The following is a 23,806-nucleotide window of genomic DNA, read 5'->3' as shown; positions in this document are numbered from 1 at the left end:
CCCGGAGTGACCGTGCTCCCGAGGACGATTAGCTCAGCGGGAGAGCGCTTCCCTGACACGGAAGAGGTCACTGGTTCAATCCCAGTATCGCGCACGCAGTGCCCATGATCGGCTCCCCGGAGTGACCGTGCTCCCGAGGACGATTAGCTCAGCGGGAGAGCGCTTCCCTGACACGGAAGAGGTCACTGGTTCAATCCCAGTATCGCGCACGCAGTGCCCATGATCGGCTCCCCGGAGTGATCGTGGTCCCGAGGACGATTAGCTCAGCGGGAGAGCGCTTCCCTGACACGGAAGAGGTCACTGGTTCAATCCCAGTATCGTCCACACCACACCGGAACCCCCGGCCGCCGCAGCGGTCGGGGGTTCCGTCGTTCCCGGTGCCCCGAGGCGTCAGGGACGCTCAGGACGAGAAGAGCATGTGGCCGAAGCTCTTGTGGCGACGGTGACCGTGGTGGTGACCGCCGTGCGGGGCGCCCCACGCGGGAGGCTGCGGAGCCGCCGGGTACGCCTGCGGGGCGGCCGGCGGGGCCGGCGGTGCGGGCTGGGACCACTGCGACTCCAGCCGGGTCAGCGACTCCAGCTCGCCGTAGTCGAGGAAGATCCCCCGGCAGCCGCTGCACTGCTCGATCTGAACGCCATTGCGGTTGTAGGTGTGCATCGGCGCACGACACTTCGGACACTGCATGATCGGTCAACTCCTCGCCGGTCGGCCCTGTTTCACGTTCCGCCAGGACAGACTCCGTCCCGCTTCGGTCGGTTGCACCCTACTTCCCCGGTTCGGGACCTTCCGGAGGCGGGACCGCACTCATGCGCGCACAGGCGTCGATCACCGCCTGCTCCACCTCGTCCGGCCGCCGCCCCTCCCCCACCGCCTTGGTCACCATCCGGGCGGCGGTCTGCACGGTCAGCGCGCGGGCCGGGACGTCCAGGACGGGCCACGGGTCGCCGTCGGCGGGAACGGCCGGTCCGCCCGCCGCCCGGTAGGCGCCGAGGAACCTCGCCCACTCCTCGGCCGGCAGCAGCCCGCACGCGTACCAGGCCGCCGGACGCGCCAGGTCCCACGCCGGTACGCCCACGCCCAGGTCGTCCACGTCGATGAGCCGCCAGGCGCCGTCGGGGAGGCGGACGAGCTGGCCCAGATGGAGATCGCCGTGGCACAGGACGCCGGTGCCCGGCAGGGGCGCCTCGGCACGGGCCCAGGCCGGCAGGCCGGCCCAGGCGCGCAGGACGGGCGCGGCAGCGGGCGGGGCGTCCGCGAGGGCCCGCAGACGGGTCACCGCGTGGGCGGCCTTCGCCGGGCCGCGCATGGCCGGGAGCCCTTCGGGCGCGACGGGCGCGCGGTGCAGCAGGGCGAGCAGGCGGGCGGCCGCCTCCCACGGGGCGGCGTCCGGGTCGTCCGGGTCCACGGGCGTGCCGTACGGCCAGAAGGTCACCAGGCGGCCGTGCAGAGCGGCCGGCGCCGGGCCGAGCGGGGTGAGGAAGACGTCCGGTCGCCGCGCGGCGGCGGCGAGGCGGAGGGCCAGCTGAGCGGGGGACGTGTCCGGCGGGTGGGCCTTGGCGACGGTGTCCGCGTGGCGGACCACGGTGGCGTCGGGTCGGTGGGCGAGCGTACCGGTGGAGGCACAGGGGCAGGCGGGAGCACGCGTGTGGGCGATGCGGCGTGCGTGGGCGGTGAGGTCGGGGAGGAGGAGGTCGCGGGTCACTGGGCTCCCTGGAGTGTCCGGTTCCCGGGGAGCGTACGCGGGTCCGCGCGCTGTCGGGGTCCGGCGTCCGGCGTCCGGCATCCGGCGTCCGGCGTCCGGCGTCCGGCGTCCGGCGGGGACGGTGCCGTGGTCGCCGCTCGTTGTCGCGGCAGGCGCACGGACGTCCGGCGTCGCGCCTCGGGCGGGCCCTTGAGATGTGGGGGCACAGCAATGCCGGCGCAGCTCCCCAGCTGCGCCGGCATTTTGTGCCGTCCGCCGCACCCCCGTCCCCACGGGGTTTCATGGGTGGATGTCCCCGCCCGGACCGCTCTTCCGGGCCTGGGGTCGCCGATCAGCGCCCCAGCATCTCGCCCACGGACGACGCCTGTGTGGTCACCGTCTCCCACCCGTCGAAGACGAGGAGGAGCAGGACCGCCAGAGGAAGGGCCATCAGCGTCGCCACCAGCGGGTGGCGGCGGCCCTCGCCGCTCTCCCGCGTGCGGAGCACAGTCCGCGGTGCCGTGTGGGCCATGGTCCCTCTCCTGACCGTTTCTGTTGTCCTTGGCAGCGGCGGGCGTCTGACCTCGGGGGACGAGTGCTGCCCCCGCCGCTTGACCTCAAATCTAGGGGCCCGGGGCCTTCCGGACGTCATGCCCTCGTACCGATTGCCGGGCCTCCCGGAGGATGAGCCATGCCCCGCTGCGTACTCCCCTGGGTGGAGACGGGCTCCTACGTCTCAGGGACATCCCCGAAGGGCCGTCCGATTGACGCCACCTTCTGTCCCGTTTTCTCCGCTTTCTCCGCGCCCTCCTCCCGCGGTACCGGCTGTTCCACCAGTGCGAGCACACGGGTCGCCATGAAGCGGGCCGTCCGCACGACAGCCCCGGTTCGGGTGACTTCGCTCACTTCGACCACCCCTCGGCGCACCGCCGTCTCCACTCTGCGCCCGGCCCTGCTCGCCACCACCTCGTACGTGCGCGTCGTGTCCCCCGCGTCCACGACGATCTCCACACGGTCACCCTTCACGCGATCAATCCCCCTTCGGTGTCGGGTGGTTGGGATCATGCGCCGCGCGAACCCGGCCTGCTCACGCGCTCCCTGACCACTCTTCAAGTGTCCCACCCGGCACTGACAATCGATCGGTTCGAGAGGGCGCGGCCTCTGCGCACGGGCGGCCGGGGAAACGTAAGCTGTGGCACGTCACAGGACCGGGCAGCGGGGATGAACATGGCGATGATGCGCCTGAGGCGCGAGGACCCGCGCGTCGTCGGCTCTTTCAGGCTTCACCGACGGCTCGGCGCGGGCGGGATGGGCGTGGTCTACCTGGGCTCCGACAAGAAGGGGCAGCGGGTCGCGCTGAAGGTCATCCGGCCGGACCTCGCGGAGGACCAGGAGTTCCGCTCACGGTTCGCGCGCGAGGTGTCGGCCGCACGGCGGATCCGCGGCGGCTGCACGGCCCGGCTGGTCGCCGCCGACCTGGAGGCGGACCGGCCGTGGTTCGCCACCCAGTACGTGCCCGGACCGTCGCTGCACGACAAGGTCGCCGACGAGGGGCCGCTCGGCGCGGCCGAGGTCGCCGCCGTCGGCGCGGCCCTCTCCGAAGGACTGGTCGCCGTCCACGAGGCCGGTGTGGTGCACCGGGACCTCAAGCCGTCCAACATCCTGCTGTCCCCGAAGGGACCGCGGATCATCGACTTCGGCATCGCCTGGGCGACCGGCGCCTCGACGCTCACGCACGTCGGCACCGCCGTCGGCTCACCCGGCTTCCTCGCACCGGAGCAGGTGCGCGGCGCGGCCGTCACGCCGGCCACGGACGTTTTCTCGCTGGGTGCCACGCTCGCCTACGCGTCGATGGGCGACTCCCCCTTCGGACACGGCAGTTCCGAGGTGATGCTGTACCGGGTCGTGCACGAGGAGGCCCAACTGCACGGCGTCCCGGACGCGCTGGCCCCGCTCGTCCGCGCCTGTCTGGCGAAGGACCCCGAGGAACGGCCCACCACGCTCCAACTGTCGCTGCGGCTCAAGGAGATCGCGGCGCGCGAGGCCCAGGGGCTCAACGACGTCCGTCCGCCCGCGCCGCGCGGCGCCGACACGGAACGGCCCACCGGACGCCTCGCCGACACCTACCCGGAGCGCGCGCAGCGCCGGCCCGGCGGCCCGGGCACCCCTGCGCCGCGCGCCGGCTCGGGCGGACGCGGTCCCGCGTCCAAAGGAGGCCCGACGCCTTCGGGGCGGAACAAGCGGACCGTGCCCGCCTCACGCGGCGGCGGATCCGTACGCGACAGCTCCTCGCGCGGTGGTACGCCGTCCCGGTCCAAGCCACGGCCGACACCGGCGTCCCGGAACACCACCCGCTCCGGCACCGGCACCCGCCGTCCCGGCTCCCGGCCGACCGGGACCGGTCTGCGGCCGGCCAACCCCCGGCTGCTCAGACAGCGGATCTTCGTGTTCGTCGTCGTGACGCTGGTGGTGGCCCTCGGCATCGCGCTGGTGCAGGGCTGCCAGGGACCCGCCTGAGCGCGCGGCGGCGCGGGCCGGTCCAGGGACTGTCGTTCGAACCGGCCCGGCTGTGAGGTCCGGTGTCTTCCGGCCCGGGACGGTCCGGACGACAGGCGCTACGCCTCGGGGCGGCCCGTGGCCACCGCGTAGAAGGCGACGGCCGCCGCGGCGCCCACGTTCAGGGAGTCGACGCCGTGGGACATCGGGATGCGGACCCAGGTGTCGGCGGCGTCCAGGGCCCGGCCGGACAGGCCCTCCCCTTCCGCGCCCAGCATGAGGGCCACACGGTCCATGCGGTGCGGCGCCACCTCGTCGAGGGACCTCGCCCTGGCGTCGGGCGTGAGGGCGAGCACGGTGAAGCCCGCCCCGCGCACCGCGTCCAGGCCACGCGGCCAGGTCTCCACCCGGCCGTACGGCACCGAGAACACCGCGCCCATGGAGACCTTGACGCTGCGGCGGTAGAGGGGGTCGGCGCAGTCCGGCGAGAGCAGGACGGCGTCCATGCCGAGCGCCGCGGCGGAACGGAAGATCGCGCCGATGTTGGTGTGGTCGTTGACCGACTCCATGATCACGACTCGGCGGGCGGTGCGCAGCAGTTCGTCCGCGGACGGCAGCGGCTTGCGCTGCATGGAGGCGAGCGCGCCGCGGTGCACGTGGTAGCCGGTGACCTTCTCGGCGAGCGCGGGATCCACCACGTACACGGGGGCGGTCGCGCGGTCGATGACGTCCCGCATGGCGTCGATCCACTTGGCGGACAGCAGCATCGACCGCATCGCGTAGCCCGCTTCCCCGGCACGCCTGATGACTTTCTCGCCCTCGGCGATGAACAGGCCCTCGGCGGGTTCGCGGCGGCGGCGCAGCTCGACGTCGGTCAGGCCGGTGTAGTCGTGCAGACGCGGGTCGTCGGGGTCCTCGACGGTGATGGGTTCGGCCATGTCACGCGGTCCCGGGCCGGCCCACGGCGACGACCTCGCCGATGACGATGACCGCGGGCGGCCTGACCTCCTGCGCGACGACCGTGTCGGCGACCGTGGCGAGGGTGGCGTCGACCCGGCGCTGGGCGGCCGTGGTGCCCTCCTGGACCAGGGCGACCGGCGTGTCCGGGGACTTGCCGTGCGCGATCAGGGTCTCCGCGATCCGGCCGATCTTGTCGACGCCCATGAGGATCACCAGGGTGCCGGTCAGCTTCGCCAGCGACGGCCAGTCGACCAGCGAGCGCTCGTCGTCGGGCGCGACATGGCCGCTGACCACGGTGAACTCGTGCGCCACCCCGCGGTGGGTGACGGGGATGCCGGCCGCGCCCGGCACCGAGATGGAGCTGGAGATGCCGGGCACGACGGTGCACGGGATGCCCGCTTCGGCGAGCGCCTGGAACTCCTCCATGCCGCGCCCGAAGACGTACGGGTCGCCGCCCTTGAGCCGGACCACGGACTTGCCCTGCTTGGCGTGCTCGATCAGCGCGTTGTTGATGGCCTCCTGGGCCATGAAACGGCCGTAGGGGATCTTCGCCGCGTCGATCACCTCGACGTGCGGCGGGAGTTCGGCGAGCAGGTCGCGCGGGCCGAGCCGGTCGGCGATGACGACGTCCGCCTCGGCGAGCAGGCGGCGGCCGCGCACCGTGATCAGGTCGGGGTCGCCGGGGCCGCCGCCGACCAGGGCGACGCCCGCGGTGCGGGTGCGGTGGTGCGGGGCGACCAGGGTGCCGTCGCGCAGGCCCTCGACCACCGCGTCGCGGACGGCGGCGGTGTGCCGGGGGTCGCGGCCCTTGGCGTCGGTGGTGAGGACCGCCACCGTGACGCCCTCGCTGTGCCCGGTCGCCGGGGTCCAGGCGGTGGCCCGGTCGGCGTCGTCGGAGCGCACGCACCACACGCGGTGCCGCTCGGCCTCGGCGGAGGCCCGCTCGTTGGCCTCGGTGTCGCTGGTGGCGATCAGGGCGTACCAGGCGTCGGCGAGGTCGCCGTCGGCGTATCCGCGCCGCTCCCAGGTGATTTCGCCCGCGTCGGCCATGGCCTCGACGGACGGGGTGGCCTCCGGGGAGACGAGACGGACGTCGGCGCCGGCCGCGATGAGTGCCGGCAGGCGGCGCTGGGCGACCTGGCCGCCGCCGAGGACGACGACCCTGCGGCCGGTGAGGCGGAGGCCTACGGGGTAGGCGGGGTGTTCGGCCATCAGGCGAGGCTCCTCGAACAAGCAGTGGGTCAGCGGGCACGCTGCGCCGGCGGAGCGGCCCTGACGTGCGGATTCTAAGCACGTGTGCGGTCGGTGGCGGGGGCGGGTCGGGAGTTTCCCTGCCCAGACCCGCCCCGTTCCGAAACCGGGATCCCGCCCCGGCTGCCGCACGTGTGGGCTACTTCTCCGTCACGCCCGCCGAATCGAACGTCGCGACCTCGTGCATGGCGCGTGCCGTGCTCTGCACCAGCGGCAGGGCGAGCAGTGCGCCGGTGCCCTCGCCGAGCCGCAGGTCGAGGTCGACCAGGGGGCGCAGGCCCAGCTTGTTGAGGGCCGCGACATGGCCGGGCTCGGCGCTGCGGTGGCCCGCGATGCAGGCGGCCAGGACCTCGGGGGCGATGGCCCGGGCCACCAGGGCGGCGGCGCCGGCGCTCACCCCGTCCAGGATGACCGGCGTGCGCAGCGACGCACCGCCGAGGAGCAGGCCGACCATGGCGGCGTGCTCGAAGCCGCCGACGGCGGCCAGCACGCCGACGGGGTCGGCCGGGTCGGGCTGGTGCACCTCCAGGGCGCGGCGCACGACCTCGGTCTTGCGGGCCAGCGTCTCGTCGTTGATGCCGGTGCCGCGGCCGGTGACCTCGGCCGGGTCGGCGCCGGTGAAGACGGAGATGAGCGCGGCGGAGGCGGTGGTGTTGGCGATGCCCATCTCGCCGGTCAGCAGGACCTTGTTGCCGGCCGCGACCAGGTCGCGCGCGGTCTCGATGCCCACCTCGATGGCCTTCTTGGCCTCCTCGCGGGACATCGCGGGTCCGGTGGTCATGTCGGACGTACCGGCGCGGATCTTGCGCGGCAGCAGGCCGGGGGTGGCCGGGAGGTCGGAGGAGACGCCGACGTCGACGACGCACACCTCGGCGCCGACCTGCGCGGCGAAGGCGTTGCAGACCGCTCCGCCGCCGAGGAAGTTGGCGACCATCTGGGCCGTGACCTCCTGCGGCCAGGGGGTGACGCCCTGGGCGTGCACCCCGTGGTCGCCGGCGAAGATCGCGACGGCGGCGGGCTCCGGGATGGGCGGCGGGCACTGCCGGGACAGGCCGGACAGCTGGGCGGAGATGATCTCCAGCATGCCGAGGGCGCCGGCGGGCTTGGTCATGCGCTTCTGGCGCTCCCACGCCTCGCCGAGCGCCTTGGCGTCCAGCGGGCGGATCTGCGCGACGGTCTCGGCAAGCAGGTCGTGGGGTTCCTCTCCGGGCAGGGCGCGACGGCCGTATGTCTCCTCGTGCACGACCCAGGACAGCGGGCGGCGCTTGGACCAGCCGGCCTGCATCAGCTCCGGCTCGTCCGGGAATTCGTCGACGTAGCCGACGCACAGGTAGGCGATGACCTCGAGGTGCTCGGGCAGGCCGAGGACGCGGACCATCTCGCGCTCGTCGAAGAAGCTGACCCAGCCGACGCCGAGGCCTTCGGCGCGGGCGGCGAGCCACAGGTTCTCCACCGCGAGCGCTGCGGAGTACGGCGCCATCTGCGGCTGCGTGTGCCGGCCGAGGGTGTGGCGGCCGCCGCGGGTGGGGTCGGCGGTGACGACGATGTTCACCGGGGTGTCGAGGATGGCCTCGATCTTCAGTTCCTTGAACTGCTTCGCGCGGCCCTTGGGGAGCGACTTGGCGTAGGCGTCGCGCTGGCGCATGGCCAGTTCGTGCATGCTGCGCCGGGTCTCCGCGGAGCGGATGACGACGAAGTCCCAGGGCTGGGAGTGGCCGACGGAGGGCGCGGTGTGGGCGGCCTCCAGGACCCGGAGCAGCACCTCGTGCGGGATGGGGTCGCTGCGGAAGCCGTTGCGGATGTCCCGGCGTTCGCGCATGACCTTCAGCACGGCCGCGCGCTCGGCCTCGTCGTACGGCGGGGCGGCCGGGCCGGCGTGCCGCGGCGCCTCCGGTTCCGCGTCCGTCTCCACGCCCGCGCCCCTGGTGTCCAGGTCGTCCGGGTTCTGGGCCGGTTCGGCGTCCCGCGCGGCCGGCACGGTCACGCCCTGCGGCGGGGTCGGCGCGAGGTGCGGGGTGGTGGGCACGGTGCCGTCCACGGGCACGAACTGCCCGAGCGACCCGTCCGCGCCGGGCTCCTGCGGGACGGTGCCGGGCAGGGGCGCGGCGGGGGTCTGCTGGGGGCCCTGGACGGCGGCCGCGTCCGCCGGGGCGGGCGGTGCGGTGCGGGGCTCGGCCGCGGGGGCGGCGGTGGAGGCGTGGGGCACGCCCTCGTCGGGGCTGGGCACGAGCTCGGTCATGGCGTCGATCCCTCCGTCTGAAGCGTGCTCCGCCTCCTGGATGGAGGCGTTCTGCGTCACGAGGGCCTCGGCCGGGACCTGCTCGGGGGATACGTCACCCGAGGGGGCGGAGGCGGGGGCGGGGGCGTCGCCGCCGAGAGGGGCGGGGGCGTCCTCGCCGGTGGGGGCGGGGGCTGCACTGCCGTCGGCCGCGAGGGCTTCCGCGCCGTCGGCTGCGGGGGCGTCACCGCCCAGCGGGGCCGGGGCCGCCTCGCCGGTGGGGGCGGCGGCGGGTACGGGGGTTTGCGCGCCGTCGGCTGCGAGGGCTTCGCCGCCGGTCCGGGCGGGAGCCTCGTCGGCGGGGGCTTCGCCGTCGGCCGCTGCGGACGCCTGATCGGCGAGGGCGGGTTCGGTGGCTTCCGCCGGCACGGGCGCGGGCTGGGCCGGGGCCTCCTCGGCCATCGGTGCCTCGGTGCCCTGCGGTGCCTCGGTGTCTTGCGGTGCCTCGGTGCCCTGGGGTGCCTCGGGCGCGTCCGTCTCGGCCACCGGCTCCTCGGCCGGCTCGGCCGGGGACACGGCGGTGGACGGATCGGCCGGGGCGACGTCCGGGGCGGGAGCGGGCTGGGCCGGCTGCGGCTCCTGGGCGGGCACCGGTGCCGGTGCTTCGGGGCCCGGGGCCGAGGCGTCCTGCGTCGGCGCTTCCGCACCCGGTGCCTGCGCGTCCGCGAGGACCTCGGCGTCCTGCGCGGGCTCGGGCGCGGGAGCCTCGGTGTCCGGAGCCTGGACGGGCTCGGGCGCCCGTGCCGCCTCGGGCTGCGCGGGCGCGGCTGCCTCGGCAGCCGGCACCGGCACGCCGCCGGGCTCGTCAGCCTCGCCGGTCCCAACGGGCTCCGCAGTCTCAACAGACTCGGGGGTCTCGACAACTTCGGCGGTCCGGGCCTCCGGTGCCTGGGTGTCCTGAAGCTCCGCCGCCGGTACGTCCCCGGGCTCGGCGGCCTCAACGGCCCCGGTGTCCGGCTCCTGAACGCCCTGCGGCTGCTCGGCGGCGACGCCTTCGGGTCCGGCGGTTTCGACGGCCTCGGCGGCCTCAGCGGCCTCAGCGGTCGGCATCTGAGCGCCCTCGGGCTCGGCGGCGCCTTCGGCACCCGGGACCTCGGGGGTCGGGGTCTGCTCCTCCGCGGTGGGCGCGACACCCGGCTCCTGCTCCGGAGTGACCGCTTCCGCCGCTTCCGCCGCTTCTTCCGCCGCTTCCTCGGACGGGACGGCCCCGGCAGCGGGCGTCGCGGCACCCTCCGGCGCCTCGGCAGCCTCCCCGTGCACCGAAGCCGGCGTCGCCGCGCCCTGCGGCGCCTCCGCCACCTGCGCGCCTTCCTGAACAGCGGGCTCCACCACCGGCGCCCGACCGACGGCCGCCTGATGCGGAACGGCGGCAGCCTCCGCAGCCGGAACGGCGGCGGTCTCGGACGGAACGGCCGGAGTCTCGGTGCCGTCCTGCGGTGCCTCGGCCGCGGTGACCGCTTCCGTGGCGACGCGGGCGACGACCGCCTGTGCCGCGTCCACCGGCTCCGGCGACGGAACAACCGTTTCCGCAGCCGTGCCCCTCGCACCGACCGTGGCCTGCGCACCCCAGGGCGCCGCCGCCTGCGGTGCCGCTGCCTGAGGCGCCGTCTGCTGAGGCGCCGTCTGCTGGGGTGCCGCCGCCTCCCGGGCGCGCGGTACGTCGAGGTACTCGGGGCCGAGGGTCGGCGGGCCGGGCTGACGGGCCGGAAGGTCGGCGGGACCGCGGTCGGCGAGGGAACGGACCGGGCTCGCGGAGACGTTGGGGATGGGCGGGCCGAGGTGCAGCGGGCGGCGCGGCGCCGACTGGGGCGGTTCGGGGAGCCGGACGCCGGTGAGGTCGACGGAGCCGCTGTCGCGGCCGGCCATCTCGTGCGGCCCGGGCTCGTGCACGGTCTCGACGACCGGCTCGGGCGCGGGCGGGGCGACCTCGTTGCCCCAGGCGCCCTGGGCGCCGGGCAGCAGCAGGTCTTCGTCCTCGGCCGGACTGGCCGGACTGTCGGAGAGGTAGGTGTACGTGCCGGGCGCGGGGACGCCCGGCTGCTCCACCATGCCTGCGTTCTCCGGCAGTCCCTCGCCCGGGACCTGGCCGGTGTCGGTCATGCGTACCCCTCGCCCATCGGTTAGTGCTCCTACGACCAGCTCACCCGGAACGGCGCACCGACCGCCCCACACTGAAGAACGAGCGTGCGTCCCCAGCGGCACGAACGGCCCGTCCGAAAAAGGCGACAAAGCCATTCACTGGCATTGTCGCGGCCGCACCGCCGTCGCGTCAGCTTGATCGGCGACGGTTCCGCTGTGGACTGCGCCACGTTGCGCGTCCTCCGGTTCTGCCGTACCACACACCCGTCAAAACGGGCGCGCTTTCCGGGACATTGACCGACGAAGTGCCGGGTGTCCGAGTGCGGTACAACGATCGGCCAGCCTACCGCGCGCGGTACGACAACCCGATCACGGGGACGGCTGCCGGATCAGGCGCCGCGTGCGGGCAGCACCCCGCTGAGCAGGAACGCGACGCTCCGTTCCTTCTCCGTCCAGGCCCTGGTGTCGAGTTCGACGGACTGGAGCAGGGCGCACTCGACCTGGTAGCCGTGTTCCGTCAGATTGCGGCCGACGAGTTCGGCCGCGTCGCGGGTGCCGGCGTGCGTGACGATGCGCTGCGGGCGGCGGTCGGCGACGGCGGAGACCACCGCCACTCCCCCGCCGCCGACCCGTACGACGTCCGGCTCGGGGAGGTTCTCCAGGACGTGCGGCGCGGTGCCGTGGACGATCTGCAGCTGGACTCCGTGGCGGCGGGCGGCGGAGTCGGTGCGGGCGCAGGCGTGCGGGTCGCTGTCGACGGCGATGACGGCGGCGCCGGCCCGCGCGGCCTCGGTGGCGAAGGCGCCGCTGCCGCAGCCGATGTCCCAGACGAGGTCGCCCGTTCGCGGTCCGAGCCGGGCGAGTTGGGAGGTGCGCAGCGGTTCCCGCTCGCCCTCGCCGAGTTCGCCGCCGTACTCCCCGGCGGGCAGGGTCCAGCCGCGCGGACCGGTGGAGGGGTCGCGTCCGGCGATCCAGCCGCCGGACTCCGCGGCGCCGACCGGCCCGCCGATGACGATGACCACGTTGGGGTCGCGCCAGGTGTGGTCGGCGGCCTTGTCGGAGGTGACGACGGTGACCCGCTCGCGTTCGGTGCCGAGTTCCTCGCAGATGACGAAGGTGCGGTGGACGCCCTCCAGGAGCAGGCCCAGTTCGGCGGGGCCGGCGCCCGGCGCGGTGAGGACCGCCACCTTGGTGTGCGCCCGGCACACGTTCACCGCGCGGCGCAGCGTGCGCGGGTGTGCGACGACCACGTGGGCGTCGTCCCAGGGCATGCCGGCGCGGGCGAAGGCGGCGGCGACCGAGGAGACGGCGGGGACGACCTCGACCTCCAGGCCGAACTCGGGTGCGCGCAGGGTCCGTACGACGCCGAAGAAGCCGGGGTCGCCGTCGGCGAGGACGACCGCCGTGCCGCGGTGGCCCGCGATGCGGCGGGCGGCGAGGCCGAGGGAGCCGAGCCGGATGCGCTCGGCGCCGGGGGGCACCTCGGGGAGTGCCAGGTGGTGGGAGGCGCCGGCCACCAGTGTGGCGCCGGCCAGCGCTGCGCGTGCCGCGGCGGTCAGTGGCGAACCGTCCCAGCCGATCACCGTGACCCGGTCGGCCATCGTCGTCAGTCTCCTGGGGTTTTCGCAGGTCGTCGGCGTTCCCGCCGGGTGGCGGGTCTGCTGAGGTTACCTGGTGCCGCCCGGGGCCGCTGCGGCGGTACCGCGGGGGCGGTGCACCGGGAGGTCAGTTCCAGTCCGGGTAGCCGGTGAATTCGCCGGTGTCGGCGAGGTGTCCGTCCGCGCCCTCGATGTCCTCGGGCAGCAGGCTCCACACGATGTAGTCGGTCCGCACGTCGCTCCAGCCGCCGTCCTCGGTGCGGACGTGGGCTATGCAGGCGTTGCGCAGCACTCCCTCGCTGATGCAGCCGATCTTCTGGGCGACCTGCTGGGAGGCGGTGTTGTCGGCGGCGGTGCGCAGTTCGATGCGTTCGAGCTTCTGGTCGCCGAAGAGCCACTGCGCGGTGGCGAGCGCGGCCTCGGAGGCGTAGCCCTCGCCGCGCGCCCAGGGGGCGATGATGTAGGACAGTTCGGTGGAGCGTACGTGCCAGTTGGTCTTGGCCAGTTGGATGACGCCGACCAGGCGCTGGGTGAGGAACTCGGTGACGGCGAGGTCGAGTCCGCGGCCGGCGGCGCGTTCGGCGGGTGCGTGCTCGGTGATCCAGGTGCGGGCGGCCCGCTCGGTGAACGGCTGGGGGACGTCGGTCCAGGCGGCGACCTGGTCGTCGTTCATCATCTCGGCGAGTGCGGGGACGTCGTCCGTGTCGAAGGGACGCAGCACCAACCGCTCCGTGCTGATGGAGATGTTGGGGAAGGTGCTCGTCATGCGCCGCTCCGTAACCTGGGGGACCGTCGGGTGCTGCTGAACTGCCCAGCATGCAGCATGAAAGCACCGAACCGCACCACGGGGTCCACTCCCTGCAGAGGAGTGGACCCCGTGGGCGGCCGGTGACGGACCGGGTGGATCAGAAGGACGCGACGACGGAACCGGAGTAGGTGTCCTCGATGAACTTCTTCACCTCGGGGGAGGTGAGCAGCTCGGCGAGCTTCTTCACGCGCGGGTCGTCCTCGTTGCCCTCCTTGACCGCGAGGAGGTTGCTGTTCGGGTTGCCCTTGGCGGACTCGAGCACCAGGGCGTCCGTGGCGGGCTTGAGGTCGGCCTCGATGGCGTAGTTGCCGTTGACCACCGCGGCGTCGACGTCGTCCAGGGAGCGCGGCGTCTGGGCCGCCTCCAGCTCCTTGAACGTGAGGTTCTTCGGGTTCTCGGTGATGTCCGCGGGGGTCGCGGCGGTGCCGACGCCGTCCTTGAGGGTGAGGAGCCCGTTGGCGGCGAGCAGCTGCAGGGCGCGGCCCTCGTTGACGGTGTCGTTGGGGATCGCGACGGTCGCACCGCTCTTCAGCTCGTCGGCCTTCTTGACCTTGTGGGAGTACAGGCCGAGCGGCTCCAGGTGCACGTCGACGACGGACACGACGTGGGTGCCGTTCTTCTTGTTGAAGTCGTCGAGGTACGGCTGGGTCTGGAAGAAGTTGGCGCCGACCGAGCCGTCCTCCGTCGCCGTGTTCGGCGTGACGTAGTCGGTGAACTCCTTGACCTCGAGGTCGAGGCCGGCCTTCTCGGCGAGGTTGTCCTTGACGAAGTTCAGGATCTCGGCGTGCGGCACGGGGCTCGCGGCGACGACGAGCGGGCCGGAGGTGTCGGAGGCGGCGTCCTGCTCCGCGCCGCAGGCGGTGAGCCCGAGGGTGAGGGCTCCGGCGGCGAGGACAGCGGTGGTGATCTTGGCGGTGTTACGCACGAAAAGTGCCTTTCCTTGGGTGGTGCGACCCCGTCTCGGGTATTACGGGGAGTTCTGGGGGTTACGCGACCTTGCTCACGTCGGCCGCGGCGGGCTCCTGGGACTTGAGGAACCGGAGCCTGGGCGCGGGGCCCGAGCGGCCGCCGCGGCTGTGCAGGGCGCGGGCGGCGTAGTCGCCGGCGAACTGGATGAGGGAGATGACCACGGCGAGGATCGCGACGGTGATCCACATCAGGCCGGTCTCGAAGCGCTGGTAGCCGTAGCGGACGGCGAGGTCGCCGAGTCCGCCGCCGCCGACGGTGCCGGCCATGGCGGAGTAGCCGATGAGCGCGATGACCGTGGTGGTGGTGCTGGCGATCAGGGAGGGCAGCGCCTCGGGGACGAGGACCTTGCGGACGATGGTCCAGGTGTTGCCGCCCATGGCCTGCACGGCCTCGACGAGCCCGTGGTCCACTTCGCGCACGGCCGTCTCGACGAGCCGCGCGAAGAACGGGATGCCGCCGATGGCGAGCGGCACGATCGCGGCCTCGCTGCCGATGGTGGTGCCGGTGATCCAGCGGGTGAAGTTCATCAGGGCGACCATGAGGATGATGAACGGCAGCGAGCGGCCGATGTTCACGATCTGCCCGATGACCTTGTTCACCACGGTGTTCTGCAGCAGTCCGCCCTTGTCGGTGAGGACGAGCAGGACACCGAGCGGAAGGCCGGCGACGACGGCGATCAGGGTGGACCAGCCGACCATGACGAGCGTCTCGGTACAGGCCTGTTCGAGCAGCGGCTGCATTTCGGACCAGGTCACTTGGCCCCCTCCTTCACCAGTGCGGGCGTCTCCCGGCCGACGACGTCGATCTGCAGTCCCTGTTCGCGCAGGAAGCCGACGGGTACGACGTTGTCCTCGTAGCGGCCGGGCAGTTCGATGCGCATCCGGCCGACCTGGAGTCCGCCGACGGTGTCGATGGCGGCGCCGAGGATCGATATGTCGATGTTGTAGGTACGCGACAGCTGGGAGATGACCGGCTGGGTCGCGCTCTCGCCGTGGAAGGTGACGTCGAGGACGGTGCGGTCGTCGCCAGTCGCCTCGCCGCCGACGGGGAACAGCGCGGCGGCGAGTTCGGAGCCGGGGGTGGCGAGGAGTTCGGTGACCGTGCCGGACTCGACGATGCGGCCCCGCTCCATGAGGGCGGCGGAGTCGCAGATCGACTTCACGACGTCCATCTCGTGCGTGATGAGCAGGACGGTGAGCCCGAGCTGCCGGTTGAGGTCGCGCAGGAGCGTGAGGATCGAGCGGGTGGTCTCGGGGTCGAGGGCGCTGGTCGCCTCGTCGGAGAGCAGCACCTTGGGGTCGCCTGCGAGGGCGCGGGCGATGCCGACGCGCTGCTTCTGGCCGCCGGAGAGCTGGGCCGGGTAGGCCTTGGCCTTGTCGGCGAGGCCGACCAGGTCGAGCAGTTCCAGCGCCTTGCGGGAACGTTCCTTCCCGGTGGTGCCGAGGATGTCCAGCGGCAGTTCGACGTTGTCCTGCACGGTGCGCGAGGACAGCAGGTTGAAGTGCTGGAAGACCATGCCGATGCGGCTGCGCGCCTGCCGCAGTTCCCGGCCGGCCCGCGGACCGCGGCCGGCCAGCGCGGTGAGGTCCTGGCCGGCCACGGTCACGGTGCCGGAGGTGGGGCGTTCCAGCAGGTTGACGCAGCGAATGAGGGAGGACTTGCCGGCGCCGGACTGGCCGATGACGCCGTAGACCTCGCCTTCGCGGACGTGCAGGTCGACGCCGTCCAGGGCGGTGACCTCGCGGCCGCGGGAGCGGTAGACCTTCGTGAGGCCCGTGGTGGTGATCACGTGGGTTTCCGTCACTGTCGAGTGCGCGGCGCGTCGTGTGCGCCGGGCACGAGGCAATCAGGGTCGAAAGCAGCCTGGGCGGCACGGATCTCGCGGGCGCGGCGGAGACGGCCGTGGCGGGAGACGTGCGCGCGGGGCGTGGCTCGGCCGGGCATGCGGGGCATGCGGCCGGAGGTGAGGGGGCTCTCGCTTCGGGGCGCGAGGCTCAGGTGGTGCGGGGGCCCTCTAGAAGGCGCGCATTCGGCACGGGCACAGACAACGAGCACCGGGCGTCATGGTCGCCTCGGTCGCAGGGGTGCGGTCGCTCGTCGTGGTCATGCGATCAGTAAAGCAGACGTTCGCCGCAGACCGGCCACGGCTGTCCGGATAGTGGACAGCCGTGGACACCTGCGCGTGCGCTTCAGGGGCGTGCGGAGATCTCCACTCCAGCGTCCGTGACCAGCGCGGACAGGGCCGAGAGGTCCTCGACGACGAGATCGGCGGTCAGCTCGTCGGCCCGGTGCGTTGTGGCCAAGGCCACGGTGGTCATGCCGGCGGCGCGGCCGGCCTGGAGTCCTGCCGGGGCGTCCTCAAAGACGACGCAGTGGGCGGGGTCGACGCCCAGGGTGCGGGCGGCGAGGAGGTAGGGCTCGGGGTCGGGCTTGCCCCGGGTGATGTCGTCGGCGGTGACGAGGGTCTTGGGCAGGATGCCGACGGCGCCGAGACGGGCCTCGGCGAGCCGCCGGGTGGCGGAGGTGACCACGGCCCAGCGCTCGGCGGGCAGCGCCGCGAGGAAGTCCTCGGTGCCGGGCAGCAGGTGGACGCCGCCGTTGGGCACGTCCTCGACCTCCAGGTCCTCGATCCGCGCGACGGCCGCCGGGACGGCCTGGGCGGGCAGCAGGTCGGCGGCTATCTCGGCGGCCGGACGCCCGTGCAGCTCGACCCGGGCGAACTGCTCGGCGGTGATGCCGTGCTCCTCGGCCCACCGGGTCCAGCAGCGCTCCACGGACAGCAGGGAGGAGACGAGGGTTCCGTCGTTGTCGAACAGCAGGGCCTGTGCGTGGATCGTCATGCCCTCGACCCTACGGGCCCGGTTCCGCGACCCCGACCGGGACCACCGGGCGCCCCGGCCGGGACCACTGGGCGCCCCCGACCGGGACCACCGGACGCCCCGGCCGGGACCATCGGGCGCCTGGTCCGGGGGCGGGGGCAACGGGGCTTTTCCGTCGTAATAAGGTCGCTGCCATGCTTGATGTCCTGACGGTGGTGACCGGTGTCGCCGCGCTGCTGCTCGGCGCCTGGTGCGGGTGGGCGGCCTACCGTGACCAGCCGACGAAGGACTGGCACTTCATCGGCATGGCCGTGGTGACGCTGCTGGCGCTGGTGCAGCTGGTCGTCGGGATCGTGCAGCTGGCCCGGGGCGAGGACCCGGCGCAGGGCACGACGATCTTCGTGGCGTATCTGCTCGGCGCGTTCGCGTGCGTGCCGGCGGCCGGCTTCCTGTCGCTGGGCGAGCGCACCCGCTGGGGATCGGTGACGGTCGCCGCGAGCGGGGTCGTGCTGGCCGTGCTCGAGGTGCGCCTCTACGACATCTGGGGAGGCTGAGGTGGCCACGGCGCGGGAGAAGCCGGACCGGACCCGGCTGATCGGCGGGCCCGGACTGCTGCTGGTGTGGCTGTACGGGGTGATGGTCGTCGGTGCCGTGTCGCGTTCCGCGTACCAGATCGCCACCGAGTTCGACCGGGCGCCGCTCGCCTACACGCTGTCGGCGCTGGCCGGCGTGGTCTACGGCTTCATCACCTACACCCTGGTCCGCGGCGGTGAGACGGCCCGCAGGGCGGCGCTGGTGTGCTGCGCCGCCGAGCTGGTGGGCGTCCTGACCGTCGGCACCTGGACGCTGGTGGATCCGTCCGCCTTCCCGGACGCGACCGTGTGGTCGGACTACGGGATGGGGTACCTCTTCATTCCGGTGCTGCTGCCGCTGACCGCCGTGTACTGGCTGCGCAGGGCGCGGCCGCGGCCGTCGGCCGCCTGACTCAGGCGGTCGTCGCGTAGTTCTCCGCCCGCTTCTCCAGGACGATCATGGGTACGCCGTCCGCGCCCTGGGACGTGCCCACCCGCTGGTAGCCGACCTTGCTGTACAGGCTGAGGTTGCTCTCGCTGCGGTGGCCGGCGTGCAGCCGGAACGTCCTGGCGCCGCGCTCGCCGGCGAGGGACGCTTCGGCGGCCGCGAGCAGCCGCGCGCCGATGCCGTGTCCCTGGAGCCGGGGGTGGACGCAGAGCTTGCCGATCGCGGCGGCGCCGTCCTCGGTGATCCTGCCGTGCACCGAGCCGACGATCTCGTCGCCGAGGCGGGCGACGAACACGCAGTCGGCGGCGACCTCCTCGCGGACCGAGTCGAGGGTCTGGACGAGCGGGTCGATGCGGTAGTTGCCGTAGAGGGCCGCTTCGCTCTGGAAGCACAGGTACTGCAACCTGAAGATCTGCTCCGCGTCCTGCTCGGCCGCCGCAGAGATGGTCACACTCATGCCCATGTGCGCATGCCTCCCGCTCACCTGATCACCTGTCGTCCCCCACTCCTATCCCCGTCCTCAGCGCGCCGCAACCTCCGGTGTGAGCAAACGCCGCAGACAACCCAGGCATCTGGAACGTTCCGGGCCGAGACTGCCCTGTGAGATACCCAACTCCCCCGCGATTTCCCGGTATGTCGCATCACGCGGGGACAGCAGCGCGGTCATCAGCCGGGGGCAGCGGCCGGGCAGGCGCCGCACGGCGTCCAGCAGGCCGCGGCGGCGGTCGGCGGCGAGCGCGAGGCGTTCGGGGTCGTGCCGGCCCCCGTCGACGGGTTCGCCGGGTTCGCCGGGTTCGCCGGACGAGGCGATCTCGCGGCGGGCGGTGCGGCCGAGGCGGCGGGCCTCCGCGCGGACGGCCCGGCGCAGCCAGTCCGGCGGGTCGGCCGGCGGGCCGTCGGTGTGCAGGCGTTCCAGGAGGCGCAGCCAGACGGCCTGTTCGAGGTCGCCGGGTTCGGCGCCGCAGCCGGGCGCCTCGGCGGCGGCCTCCGCGCCCAGCAGCGGGCGCAGGGACAGGACCAGTTCGTACGCCGTGGCCGGCAGGTGTGTCATACGGGCAACGACTCGGCCGCCCCGGGCGCGGTTGCCCGGGACGGCCCGTGGTTCACCCCGACCGGTGGCGGGCGGTGTCAGCCGTTGACGAAGTCCTCGCGGGCCAGCAGTCCGGTGTCCGGGTGGTCGGTGAAGACGCCGTCGATGCCGGTGGCGAAGTAGGCGCGGTAGGCGCCGAAGACGTCGCCGTAGGCGTCGGGGTCGGTGCCCTTGCGGAAGTCGGCGGGCAGGAAGGGGTTCTCGTTGCGCAGCGTGTAGGGGTGCAGGATGAGACCCGCCCGGTGCGCGTCGCGGACCAGGGTGGTGGGCTCGGTGAGCCGGCCGGCGGAGTCCCGCGGGATGACCAGGTCGAGGGTCGGGCCGATGCCGTCGGCGTAGGAGGCGATCTCCTTCAGGCCCTCGGGGGTGATGAGGTCTGCGGTGGTGCGCGGGTCGCCGGTCTCGACGAAGTCCCAGGGGCGGGTGTCGGCGCCGGAGAGCAGGACGGCGAGCGGGTTGCCGACGAGCTTGTTCATCCGCTGGATGCTGATGGGCTCGAAGGACTGGATGACGACCGGCGAGTGCTTCTTGTCCTTGCCGTGCCTGCGCAGCAGCGCGGCGAGCCGCTCCTCGGTGCCCAGGCCCAGCTTGCGGAAGTAGGTGGGGCGCTTCAGCTCGGGGTAGATCCAGACCTGCTTGCCGCGCTTGCGGGTCTGCTCGTCCTGCCAGCGCAGCACCTCCTCGAAGGTGGGGATCTCCCAGCGGCCGTCGTAGAGGGTGTTGTGCGGGCGGTTGGCCGGGATGCGTTCGGTGGCGCGGAGCGTCTTCAGCTCGGCGAGGGTGAAGTCCTCGGTGAACCAGCCGGTGGTGGCGACGCCGTCGAGCTGCTTGGTGCGCTTGCGGTCGGCGAACTCCGGGTGGTCGGCGACGTCCGTGGTGCCGCCGATCTCCGGCTCGTGCCGGCAGACGAGGTGACCGTCCTTGGTGGGCACCAGGTCGCCGGCCTCGACGATGTCGGCGCCCATGTCGAGGGCGAGCTGGTAGGCGGCGAGGGTGTGCTCGGGCCGGTAGCCGCTGGCGCCGCGGTGGCCGATGATCGTCGGGACGGGCAGGCCCTTCAGCCCCTTGCCGCCGCCGCGACGGGTGTCGGCGGCGGCCGCCGTGCCGCCCAGTGCGAGGACCGTTCCGGAGGCGCCGAGCACCGCCGCGCCGAGGAGGGCCCGCCGTCGGGTTCCGCCCGTCTGTTCGTTCGACTCCCGCGTTGCCATGAGCGCCTCCTGCTGTCGCCTCGTTCGGTGCGGGCCGATCGTAGGTGCGCGTGGATGACCGGCGGGAGACCCCGGGCCGAACACACGGGTGATGTTGGGTGTCGTACCCCCCTCGTGCGGATGACGTACCCGCGGTGGGCGTCCGTCGTATTGCTTCCGGGATGTGACGGCTCGTCCGATTGGGTCGGCCGACCGGGGGGACCCGTCGGGGTGTGGGGATCCGGGCGGGCCGCGCCGCCGGGTGACGGCCCTGTTGCGCGCGGGTGGCGCGCACGTCGCGGCGGAGGACACCACGTCACGAGTGCGTAAGACACCGGTGAACTCCCACGAGCCCGATGTGCGCAACACCCCGGCCCGCGAGTAATGTCCTCACCTGCACAGACTCATACGGCATTCACCGACGTCCGCTTCGTACCGGAGGGCCCGTTGTCCCGCTTCGCGCTCATCAAGGCAGTGCTCGGACCGATCATGCGCCTGATGTTCCGCCCACAGGTCGAGGGCGCGGAGCGCATCCCGGGCGACGGTCCGGTCATCCTGGCCGGCAACCACCTGACGTTCATCGACTCGATGATCCTCCCGCTCGTCTGCGACCGTCAGGTCTTCTTCATCGGCAAGGACGAGTACGTCACCGGCAAGGGCCTCAAGGGCCGGCTGATGGCGTGGTTCTTCACCGGTGTCGGCATGATCCCGGTGGACCGCGACGGCGGCCGGGGCGGGGTGGCGGCGCTGATGACCGGGCGCCGGGTGCTGGAGGAGGGCAAGGTCTTCGGCATCTACCCGGAGGGCACCCGCTCCCCCGACGGCCGTCTGTACCGGGGCCGTACGGGCATCGCCCGACTCACGCTGATGACCGGCGCGCCCGTGGTGCCGTTCGCCATGATCGGCACGGACAAGCTGCAGCCGGGCGGTGCGGGTCTGCCCCGGCCGGGCAAGGTCACGGTCCGCTTCGGCGAGGCGATGGAGTTCTCCCGCTACGACGGCATGGACCGTGACCGCTATGTGCTGCGGGCGGTCACCGACTCGGTGATGGCCGAGGTGATGCGGCTGTCCGGGCAGGAGTACGTCGACATGTACGCCAGCAAGGCGAAGGCGGCGTAGACGGCGGGCGCCGACCTGGGGTGGCGCTGCGGGTGCGGGCGGGTCGTGGCCGGTCGCGCGGTTCCCGGCGCCCCGTCGACGGCTAGGGTCTGTCGTTTGGATCATGTCGGTTTCGCGGGGCGTGGCACGCACATCTGCTGCGTTGTCGTCGGTTGTCGACGCTCCGCGTAGCCGCCCTCCTCCGCCTTGCAACTGCACGCACCACGCCCCGCTCTGGTGGGCTGAGAAGCGCTGCGTCTCCCAGCCGACCTGATCCAAACGACAGACCCTAGGGGCGGTCCTCCAGGCGTTGGCCGCGGAGCATGAACCATGCGGCCACCGATGCCGCCAGCAGGATCGCCGCTCCCGTGCCCGCCGCGAGGGCGAGGCCGTCGACGAAGGCCCGGCGGGCCGCGTCGAGCATCGGCACCGCGACCTGGCCGGGCAGACCGGCGGCCGCCTCGACGGCGCCGCCCAGCGACTCGTGCGCCTCGGCGGGGGTTCCGGCGGGGCCGGTGAAGTCGCGGTAGACGCCGGTCACGATCGAGCCGAGCACCGCGATCCCGAGGGCCGCGCCGAGTTCGTAGGCGGTCTCGGACACGGCGGAGGCGGCGCCCGCCTGTTCCTTGGGCACGCTGGAGAGGATCACGTCGGCCGTCACGGTGAACGAGAAACCGGCGCCGGCGCCCACCACCAGCAGTGCCGTCCCGAGCAGGGGGTAGCCGGTGGACTGGCCGATCACCGTCAGCGCGGCCAGGGCGAGGCCCACGGTGGCCAGTCCGCCGGCGACGACCGAGCGCACCGAGAAGCGCCGGGCGGCGCGGCCCGCGACCAGTCCGGCCGCCACCGCGCCGATCGCGGCGGGCAGTTCGGCCAGTCCCGCCTCCAACGGGCTTCTGCCCTGGACCAGTTGCAGGTACTGGGAGAGGAAGAACACCAGTCCGGACAGTCCGAGGATGCTCAGCAGGTCGGCCAGGACGGCGCCGCTGAAACCGCGGTGCCGGAACAGCCGCATGTCCAGCAGCGGGGCCGGCAGGGTCAGCTGCCGGCGGACGAACCCGTACAGCGCGCCCGCGCCGAGCAGGCCCGCGGCCGCCACGGAAGTGCCGAAGCCGTGCGAGGCGGCCTCCTTCACCGCGTACACCACGCCGACCATGCCGACCAGGGACAGGACGACGCCGATCAGGTCCCAGGGGCCGGGGTCGGGGTTGCGGGACTCGGGGAGCAGCCGGGCGCCGACGACCACCAGGACGGCCATGACGGGCAGGTTGATCAGGAAGACCGATCCCCACCAGAAGTGTTCGAGGAGGAAGCCGCCGACGACGGGCCCGACCGCGGCACCGGCGGAGGCGGTGGCGCCCCAGATGCCGACGGCGAGGCTGCGTTCGCGCGGGTCGTGGAAGAGGTTGCGGATCAGGGCGAGGGTGGCCGGCATCAGGGTGGCGCCGGCGACACCGAGCAGGGCGCGGGCGGCGATCATCAACTCGGGCGTGCCGGCGTAGGCGTTGAGCACGGATATCGCGCCGAACGCGGTGGCGCCGCCGAGCAGGATCCGCTTGCGGCCGATGCGGTCGCCGAGGCTGCCCATGGAGACGAGCAGACCGGCGATGACGAACGAGTAGATGTCCCCGATCCACAGCAGTTGGCTGCCGGTGGGTGCGAGGTCCTCGCTGATGTACGGGGTGGCCAGGCCGAGGACGGTCGCGTCGACGGCCACCAGCAGGACGGCGAGTACGAGGACGCCGAGCGCGAGCCACCGGCCCGGCCGTCGCACCGCCTCGGCCGCGGTCTCCTGGCGCAGTGTGCCGGTCATGCGTCCGCCCTTCGTTCCCGGTCGTCCGTCCGGCGGGCCGGGGTGTCCGGGTGCGCCGGGGCGTCGGGGCGTCGCACACCGCCGAGCAGCAGTTCGGTGACCATGTGGGTGAAGTCCCTGGGGGCGACCCGGCCTTCGGCCACCGCCCAGGCCCCGGAGGCCAGCAGTCCGTAGAGGGCCTCGGTGAGCCAGGCCGGGGTGAGGTCGATGCGGAACTCGCCGCTCGACTGGCCGCGCCGGAACAGGGCGGCGATGCGCTCGTCGATCCTGGTCCAGCCCTCGTTCAGCTCCTCGCCCTCGAAGAGCTGGTTCTCGGAGTAGAGGAAGGCGAGCAGCGGGGCGTGCGGTTCGATGCGGGCGACGAGCCGGCGCACGGCGTCACCGGCGGGCCCGTCGTCGGGCCGGGCCGCCTCCAGGGCGGCCTCGCACTCCGCGATCCCGAGCGCCTCCAGCGCCCGGACGAGCGCGTCCCGCCCGGCGAACTGCCGGTGCAGCGTGGCACGGCTGATCCCGGCGGCCTTGGCGACCTCGTCCATGGTCGCGGTGGATTTGCGGGTCAGCAGCGCGGCGGCGCTGCGCAGCACGTGGTCACGATCGACAGCCATGAGACAACCGTACCCCATGTGAGACATTCATGTCTCATTCAAGGCGTACGAGT

Annotated in this window: 22 protein-coding genes and 1 tRNA gene; 5 read left to right on the top strand and 18 right to left on the bottom strand. The window is 73.2% G+C overall.

The features are described 5' to 3' along the window. Positions 1–252: 252 nt before the first annotated feature. A tRNA-Val gene (locus FGW31_RS28710) sits at positions 253–324 on the top strand. A gap of 76 nt (positions 325–400) precedes the next feature. Here the strand turns inward: FGW31_RS28710 and FGW31_RS28705 are convergent. From FGW31_RS28705 to FGW31_RS28690, 4 genes are all read right to left on the bottom strand, one after another. Beyond that, positions 401–685: a TFIIB-type zinc ribbon-containing protein gene (locus FGW31_RS28705; RefSeq protein WP_142196464.1), complete on the bottom strand. Its 285-nt coding sequence runs from the start codon at positions 683–685 to the stop codon at positions 401–403. A gap of 79 nt (positions 686–764) precedes the next feature. Continuing rightward, positions 765–1,703, bottom strand: a complete 939-nt coding sequence (locus tag FGW31_RS28700; RefSeq protein ID WP_142196463.1) for a phosphotransferase family protein — start codon at positions 1,701–1,703, stop codon at positions 765–767. 331 nt (positions 1,704–2,034) lie between these two features. Continuing rightward, positions 2,035–2,214, bottom strand: coding sequence for a hypothetical protein (locus FGW31_RS28695; protein WP_142196462.1), 180 nt, complete (start codon positions 2,212–2,214; stop codon positions 2,035–2,037). A gap of 197 nt (positions 2,215–2,411) precedes the next feature. Beyond that, positions 2,412–2,708, bottom strand: coding sequence for a hypothetical protein (locus FGW31_RS28690; protein WP_142196461.1), 297 nt, complete (start codon positions 2,706–2,708; stop codon positions 2,412–2,414). A gap of 195 nt (positions 2,709–2,903) precedes the next feature. On the opposite strand from FGW31_RS28690, the gene FGW31_RS28685 reads away from it, so the two are divergent. Next, positions 2,904–4,199 carry a serine/threonine-protein kinase gene (locus FGW31_RS28685; RefSeq protein ID WP_142196460.1) on the top strand — a complete coding sequence of 432 codons (1,296 nt, stop codon included), beginning with the start codon at positions 2,904–2,906 and terminating at the stop codon, positions 4,197–4,199. A gap of 98 nt (positions 4,200–4,297) precedes the next feature. Here the strand turns inward: FGW31_RS28685 and FGW31_RS28680 are convergent, their stop codons facing one another. From FGW31_RS28680 to FGW31_RS28640, 9 genes are all read right to left on the bottom strand, one after another. Beyond that, positions 4,298–5,116, bottom strand: a complete 819-nt coding sequence (locus tag FGW31_RS28680) for a TrmH family RNA methyltransferase (RefSeq protein ID WP_142196459.1) — start codon at positions 5,114–5,116, stop codon at positions 4,298–4,300. A 1-nt stretch (position 5,117) separates the two neighbouring features. Continuing rightward, a complete protein-coding gene (cobA, locus tag FGW31_RS28675) occupies positions 5,118–6,350 on the bottom strand; it encodes a uroporphyrinogen-III C-methyltransferase (RefSeq protein ID WP_142196458.1) in 1,233 nt (410 codons plus the stop codon). 178 nt (positions 6,351–6,528) lie between these two features. Beyond that, the gene (cobT, locus tag FGW31_RS28670) at positions 6,529–10,767 is read right to left on the bottom strand and encodes a nicotinate-nucleotide--dimethylbenzimidazole phosphoribosyltransferase (RefSeq protein ID WP_142196457.1); all 4,239 of its coding nucleotides are present in this window, start codon (positions 10,765–10,767) and stop codon (positions 6,529–6,531) included. A 368-nt stretch (positions 10,768–11,135) separates the two neighbouring features. After that, positions 11,136–12,347, bottom strand: a complete 1,212-nt coding sequence (cbiE, locus tag FGW31_RS28665) for a precorrin-6y C5,15-methyltransferase (decarboxylating) subunit CbiE (RefSeq protein WP_142196456.1) — start codon at positions 12,345–12,347, stop codon at positions 11,136–11,138. A 124-nt stretch (positions 12,348–12,471) separates the two neighbouring features. Next, complete coding sequence (locus FGW31_RS28660; RefSeq protein ID WP_142196455.1) at positions 12,472–13,110, bottom strand: GNAT family N-acetyltransferase; 639 nt, start codon at positions 13,108–13,110, stop codon at positions 12,472–12,474. Positions 13,111–13,249: 139 nt separating this feature from the next. Then, the gene (locus tag FGW31_RS28655) at positions 13,250–14,077 is read right to left on the bottom strand and encodes a MetQ/NlpA family ABC transporter substrate-binding protein (RefSeq protein ID WP_142196454.1); all 828 of its coding nucleotides are present in this window, start codon (positions 14,075–14,077) and stop codon (positions 13,250–13,252) included. A 61-nt stretch (positions 14,078–14,138) separates the two neighbouring features. Then, complete coding sequence (locus FGW31_RS28650) at positions 14,139–14,876, bottom strand: methionine ABC transporter permease (RefSeq protein WP_161175863.1); 738 nt, start codon at positions 14,874–14,876, stop codon at positions 14,139–14,141. Further along, entirely contained in the window at positions 14,873–15,910 is a 1,038-nt protein-coding gene (locus FGW31_RS28645; protein WP_142196453.1) for a methionine ABC transporter ATP-binding protein, read from the bottom strand. The genes FGW31_RS28650 and FGW31_RS28645 overlap by 4 nt, the downstream gene beginning before the upstream one ends. Positions 15,911–16,310: 400 nt before the next feature. Beyond that, the gene (locus FGW31_RS28640) at positions 16,311–16,961 is read right to left on the bottom strand and encodes an HAD family hydrolase (RefSeq protein ID WP_142196452.1); all 651 of its coding nucleotides are present in this window, start codon (positions 16,959–16,961) and stop codon (positions 16,311–16,313) included. Positions 16,962–17,134: 173 nt separating this feature from the next. Here FGW31_RS28640 and FGW31_RS28635 point away from each other — a divergent pair, with 173 nt between their 5' ends. After that, positions 17,135–17,494, top strand: a complete 360-nt coding sequence (locus tag FGW31_RS28635) for a hypothetical protein (RefSeq protein WP_142196451.1) — start codon at positions 17,135–17,137, stop codon at positions 17,492–17,494. A gap of 1 nt (position 17,495) precedes the next feature. Then, positions 17,496–17,924, top strand: a complete 429-nt coding sequence (locus tag FGW31_RS28630; protein ID WP_142196450.1) for a hypothetical protein — start codon at positions 17,496–17,498, stop codon at positions 17,922–17,924. A 1-nt stretch (position 17,925) separates the two neighbouring features. Here FGW31_RS28630 and FGW31_RS28625 read toward each other — a convergent pair whose 3' ends face one another. The 3 genes from FGW31_RS28625 to FGW31_RS28615 all read right to left on the bottom strand — a co-directional run bounded on the left by FGW31_RS28625 (position 17,926) and on the right by FGW31_RS28615 (position 20,258). After that, positions 17,926–18,423 (bottom strand): GNAT family N-acetyltransferase, encoded by a 498-nt coding sequence (locus tag FGW31_RS28625; RefSeq protein ID WP_142196449.1) that lies wholly within the window; start codon positions 18,421–18,423, stop codon positions 17,926–17,928. Between the two features lie 57 nt (positions 18,424–18,480). Further along, a complete protein-coding gene (locus tag FGW31_RS28620; protein WP_142196448.1) occupies positions 18,481–19,011 on the bottom strand; it encodes a sigma-70 family RNA polymerase sigma factor in 531 nt (176 codons plus the stop codon). Between the two features lie 77 nt (positions 19,012–19,088). Then, positions 19,089–20,258 carry a glycerophosphodiester phosphodiesterase gene (locus FGW31_RS28615; RefSeq protein ID WP_142196447.1) on the bottom strand — a complete coding sequence of 390 codons (1,170 nt, stop codon included), beginning with the start codon at positions 20,256–20,258 and terminating at the stop codon, positions 19,089–19,091. Between the two features lie 426 nt (positions 20,259–20,684). On the opposite strand from FGW31_RS28615, the gene FGW31_RS28610 reads away from it, so the two are divergent. Next, on the top strand, positions 20,685–21,356 hold the full coding sequence (locus FGW31_RS28610; RefSeq protein ID WP_142196446.1) for a lysophospholipid acyltransferase family protein: 672 nt from the start codon (positions 20,685–20,687) through the stop codon (positions 21,354–21,356). A 268-nt stretch (positions 21,357–21,624) separates the two neighbouring features. On the opposite strand, the gene FGW31_RS28605 is transcribed toward FGW31_RS28610, so the two are convergent. Further along, positions 21,625–23,148: an MFS transporter gene (locus FGW31_RS28605; protein ID WP_142196445.1), complete on the bottom strand. Its 1,524-nt coding sequence runs from the start codon at positions 23,146–23,148 to the stop codon at positions 21,625–21,627. Next, positions 23,145–23,753 (bottom strand): TetR/AcrR family transcriptional regulator, encoded by a 609-nt coding sequence (locus FGW31_RS28600; protein WP_142196444.1) that lies wholly within the window; start codon positions 23,751–23,753, stop codon positions 23,145–23,147. Before FGW31_RS28600 ends, FGW31_RS28605 begins: the two co-directional genes overlap by 4 nt. Positions 23,754–23,806: the final 53 nt, after the last annotated feature.

The sequence above is a fragment of the Streptomyces calvus genome (genome assembly GCF_006782915.1).
Classification (GTDB): domain Bacteria; phylum Actinomycetota; class Actinomycetes; order Streptomycetales; family Streptomycetaceae; genus Streptomyces; species Streptomyces calvus.
Note: the sequence above shows the minus strand (reverse complement) of the source record. Positions and strands in the feature narration are given on the sequence as shown.

What these genes read in the sequence shown, in the direction of transcription:
- FGW31_RS28615 (WP_142196447.1), bottom strand. Translation starts at nt 20,258, where the DNA reads ATGGCAACGCGGGAGTCGAACGAACAGACGGGCGGAACCCGACGGCGG.
- FGW31_RS28685 (WP_142196460.1), top strand. Translation starts at nt 2,904, where the DNA reads ATGAACATGGCGATGATGCGCCTGAGGCGCGAGGACCCGCGCGTCGTC.
- cbiE (WP_142196456.1), bottom strand. Translation starts at nt 12,347, where the DNA reads ATGGCCGACCGGGTCACGGTGATCGGCTGGGACGGTTCGCCACTGACC.
- FGW31_RS28705 (WP_142196464.1), bottom strand. Translation starts at nt 685, where the DNA reads ATGCAGTGTCCGAAGTGTCGTGCGCCGATGCACACCTACAACCGCAAT.
- FGW31_RS28605 (WP_142196445.1), bottom strand. Translation starts at nt 23,148, where the DNA reads ATGACCGGCACACTGCGCCAGGAGACCGCGGCCGAGGCGGTGCGACGG.
- FGW31_RS28620 (WP_142196448.1), bottom strand. Translation starts at nt 19,011, where the DNA reads ATGACACACCTGCCGGCCACGGCGTACGAACTGGTCCTGTCCCTGCGC.
- FGW31_RS28660 (WP_142196455.1), bottom strand. Translation starts at nt 13,110, where the DNA reads ATGACGAGCACCTTCCCCAACATCTCCATCAGCACGGAGCGGTTGGTG.
- FGW31_RS28640 (WP_142196452.1), bottom strand. Translation starts at nt 16,961, where the DNA reads ATGACGATCCACGCACAGGCCCTGCTGTTCGACAACGACGGAACCCTC.
- FGW31_RS28695 (WP_142196462.1), bottom strand. Translation starts at nt 2,214, where the DNA reads ATGGCCCACACGGCACCGCGGACTGTGCTCCGCACGCGGGAGAGCGGC.
- FGW31_RS28635 (WP_142196451.1), top strand. Translation starts at nt 17,135, where the DNA reads ATGCTTGATGTCCTGACGGTGGTGACCGGTGTCGCCGCGCTGCTGCTC.
- cobA (WP_142196458.1), bottom strand. Translation starts at nt 6,350, where the DNA reads ATGGCCGAACACCCCGCCTACCCCGTAGGCCTCCGCCTCACCGGCCGC.
- cobT (WP_142196457.1), bottom strand. Translation starts at nt 10,767, where the DNA reads ATGACCGACACCGGCCAGGTCCCGGGCGAGGGACTGCCGGAGAACGCA.
- FGW31_RS28680 (WP_142196459.1), bottom strand. Translation starts at nt 5,116, where the DNA reads ATGGCCGAACCCATCACCGTCGAGGACCCCGACGACCCGCGTCTGCAC.
- FGW31_RS28600 (WP_142196444.1), bottom strand. Translation starts at nt 23,753, where the DNA reads ATGGCTGTCGATCGTGACCACGTGCTGCGCAGCGCCGCCGCGCTGCTG.
- FGW31_RS28625 (WP_142196449.1), bottom strand. Translation starts at nt 18,423, where the DNA reads ATGGGCATGAGTGTGACCATCTCTGCGGCGGCCGAGCAGGACGCGGAG.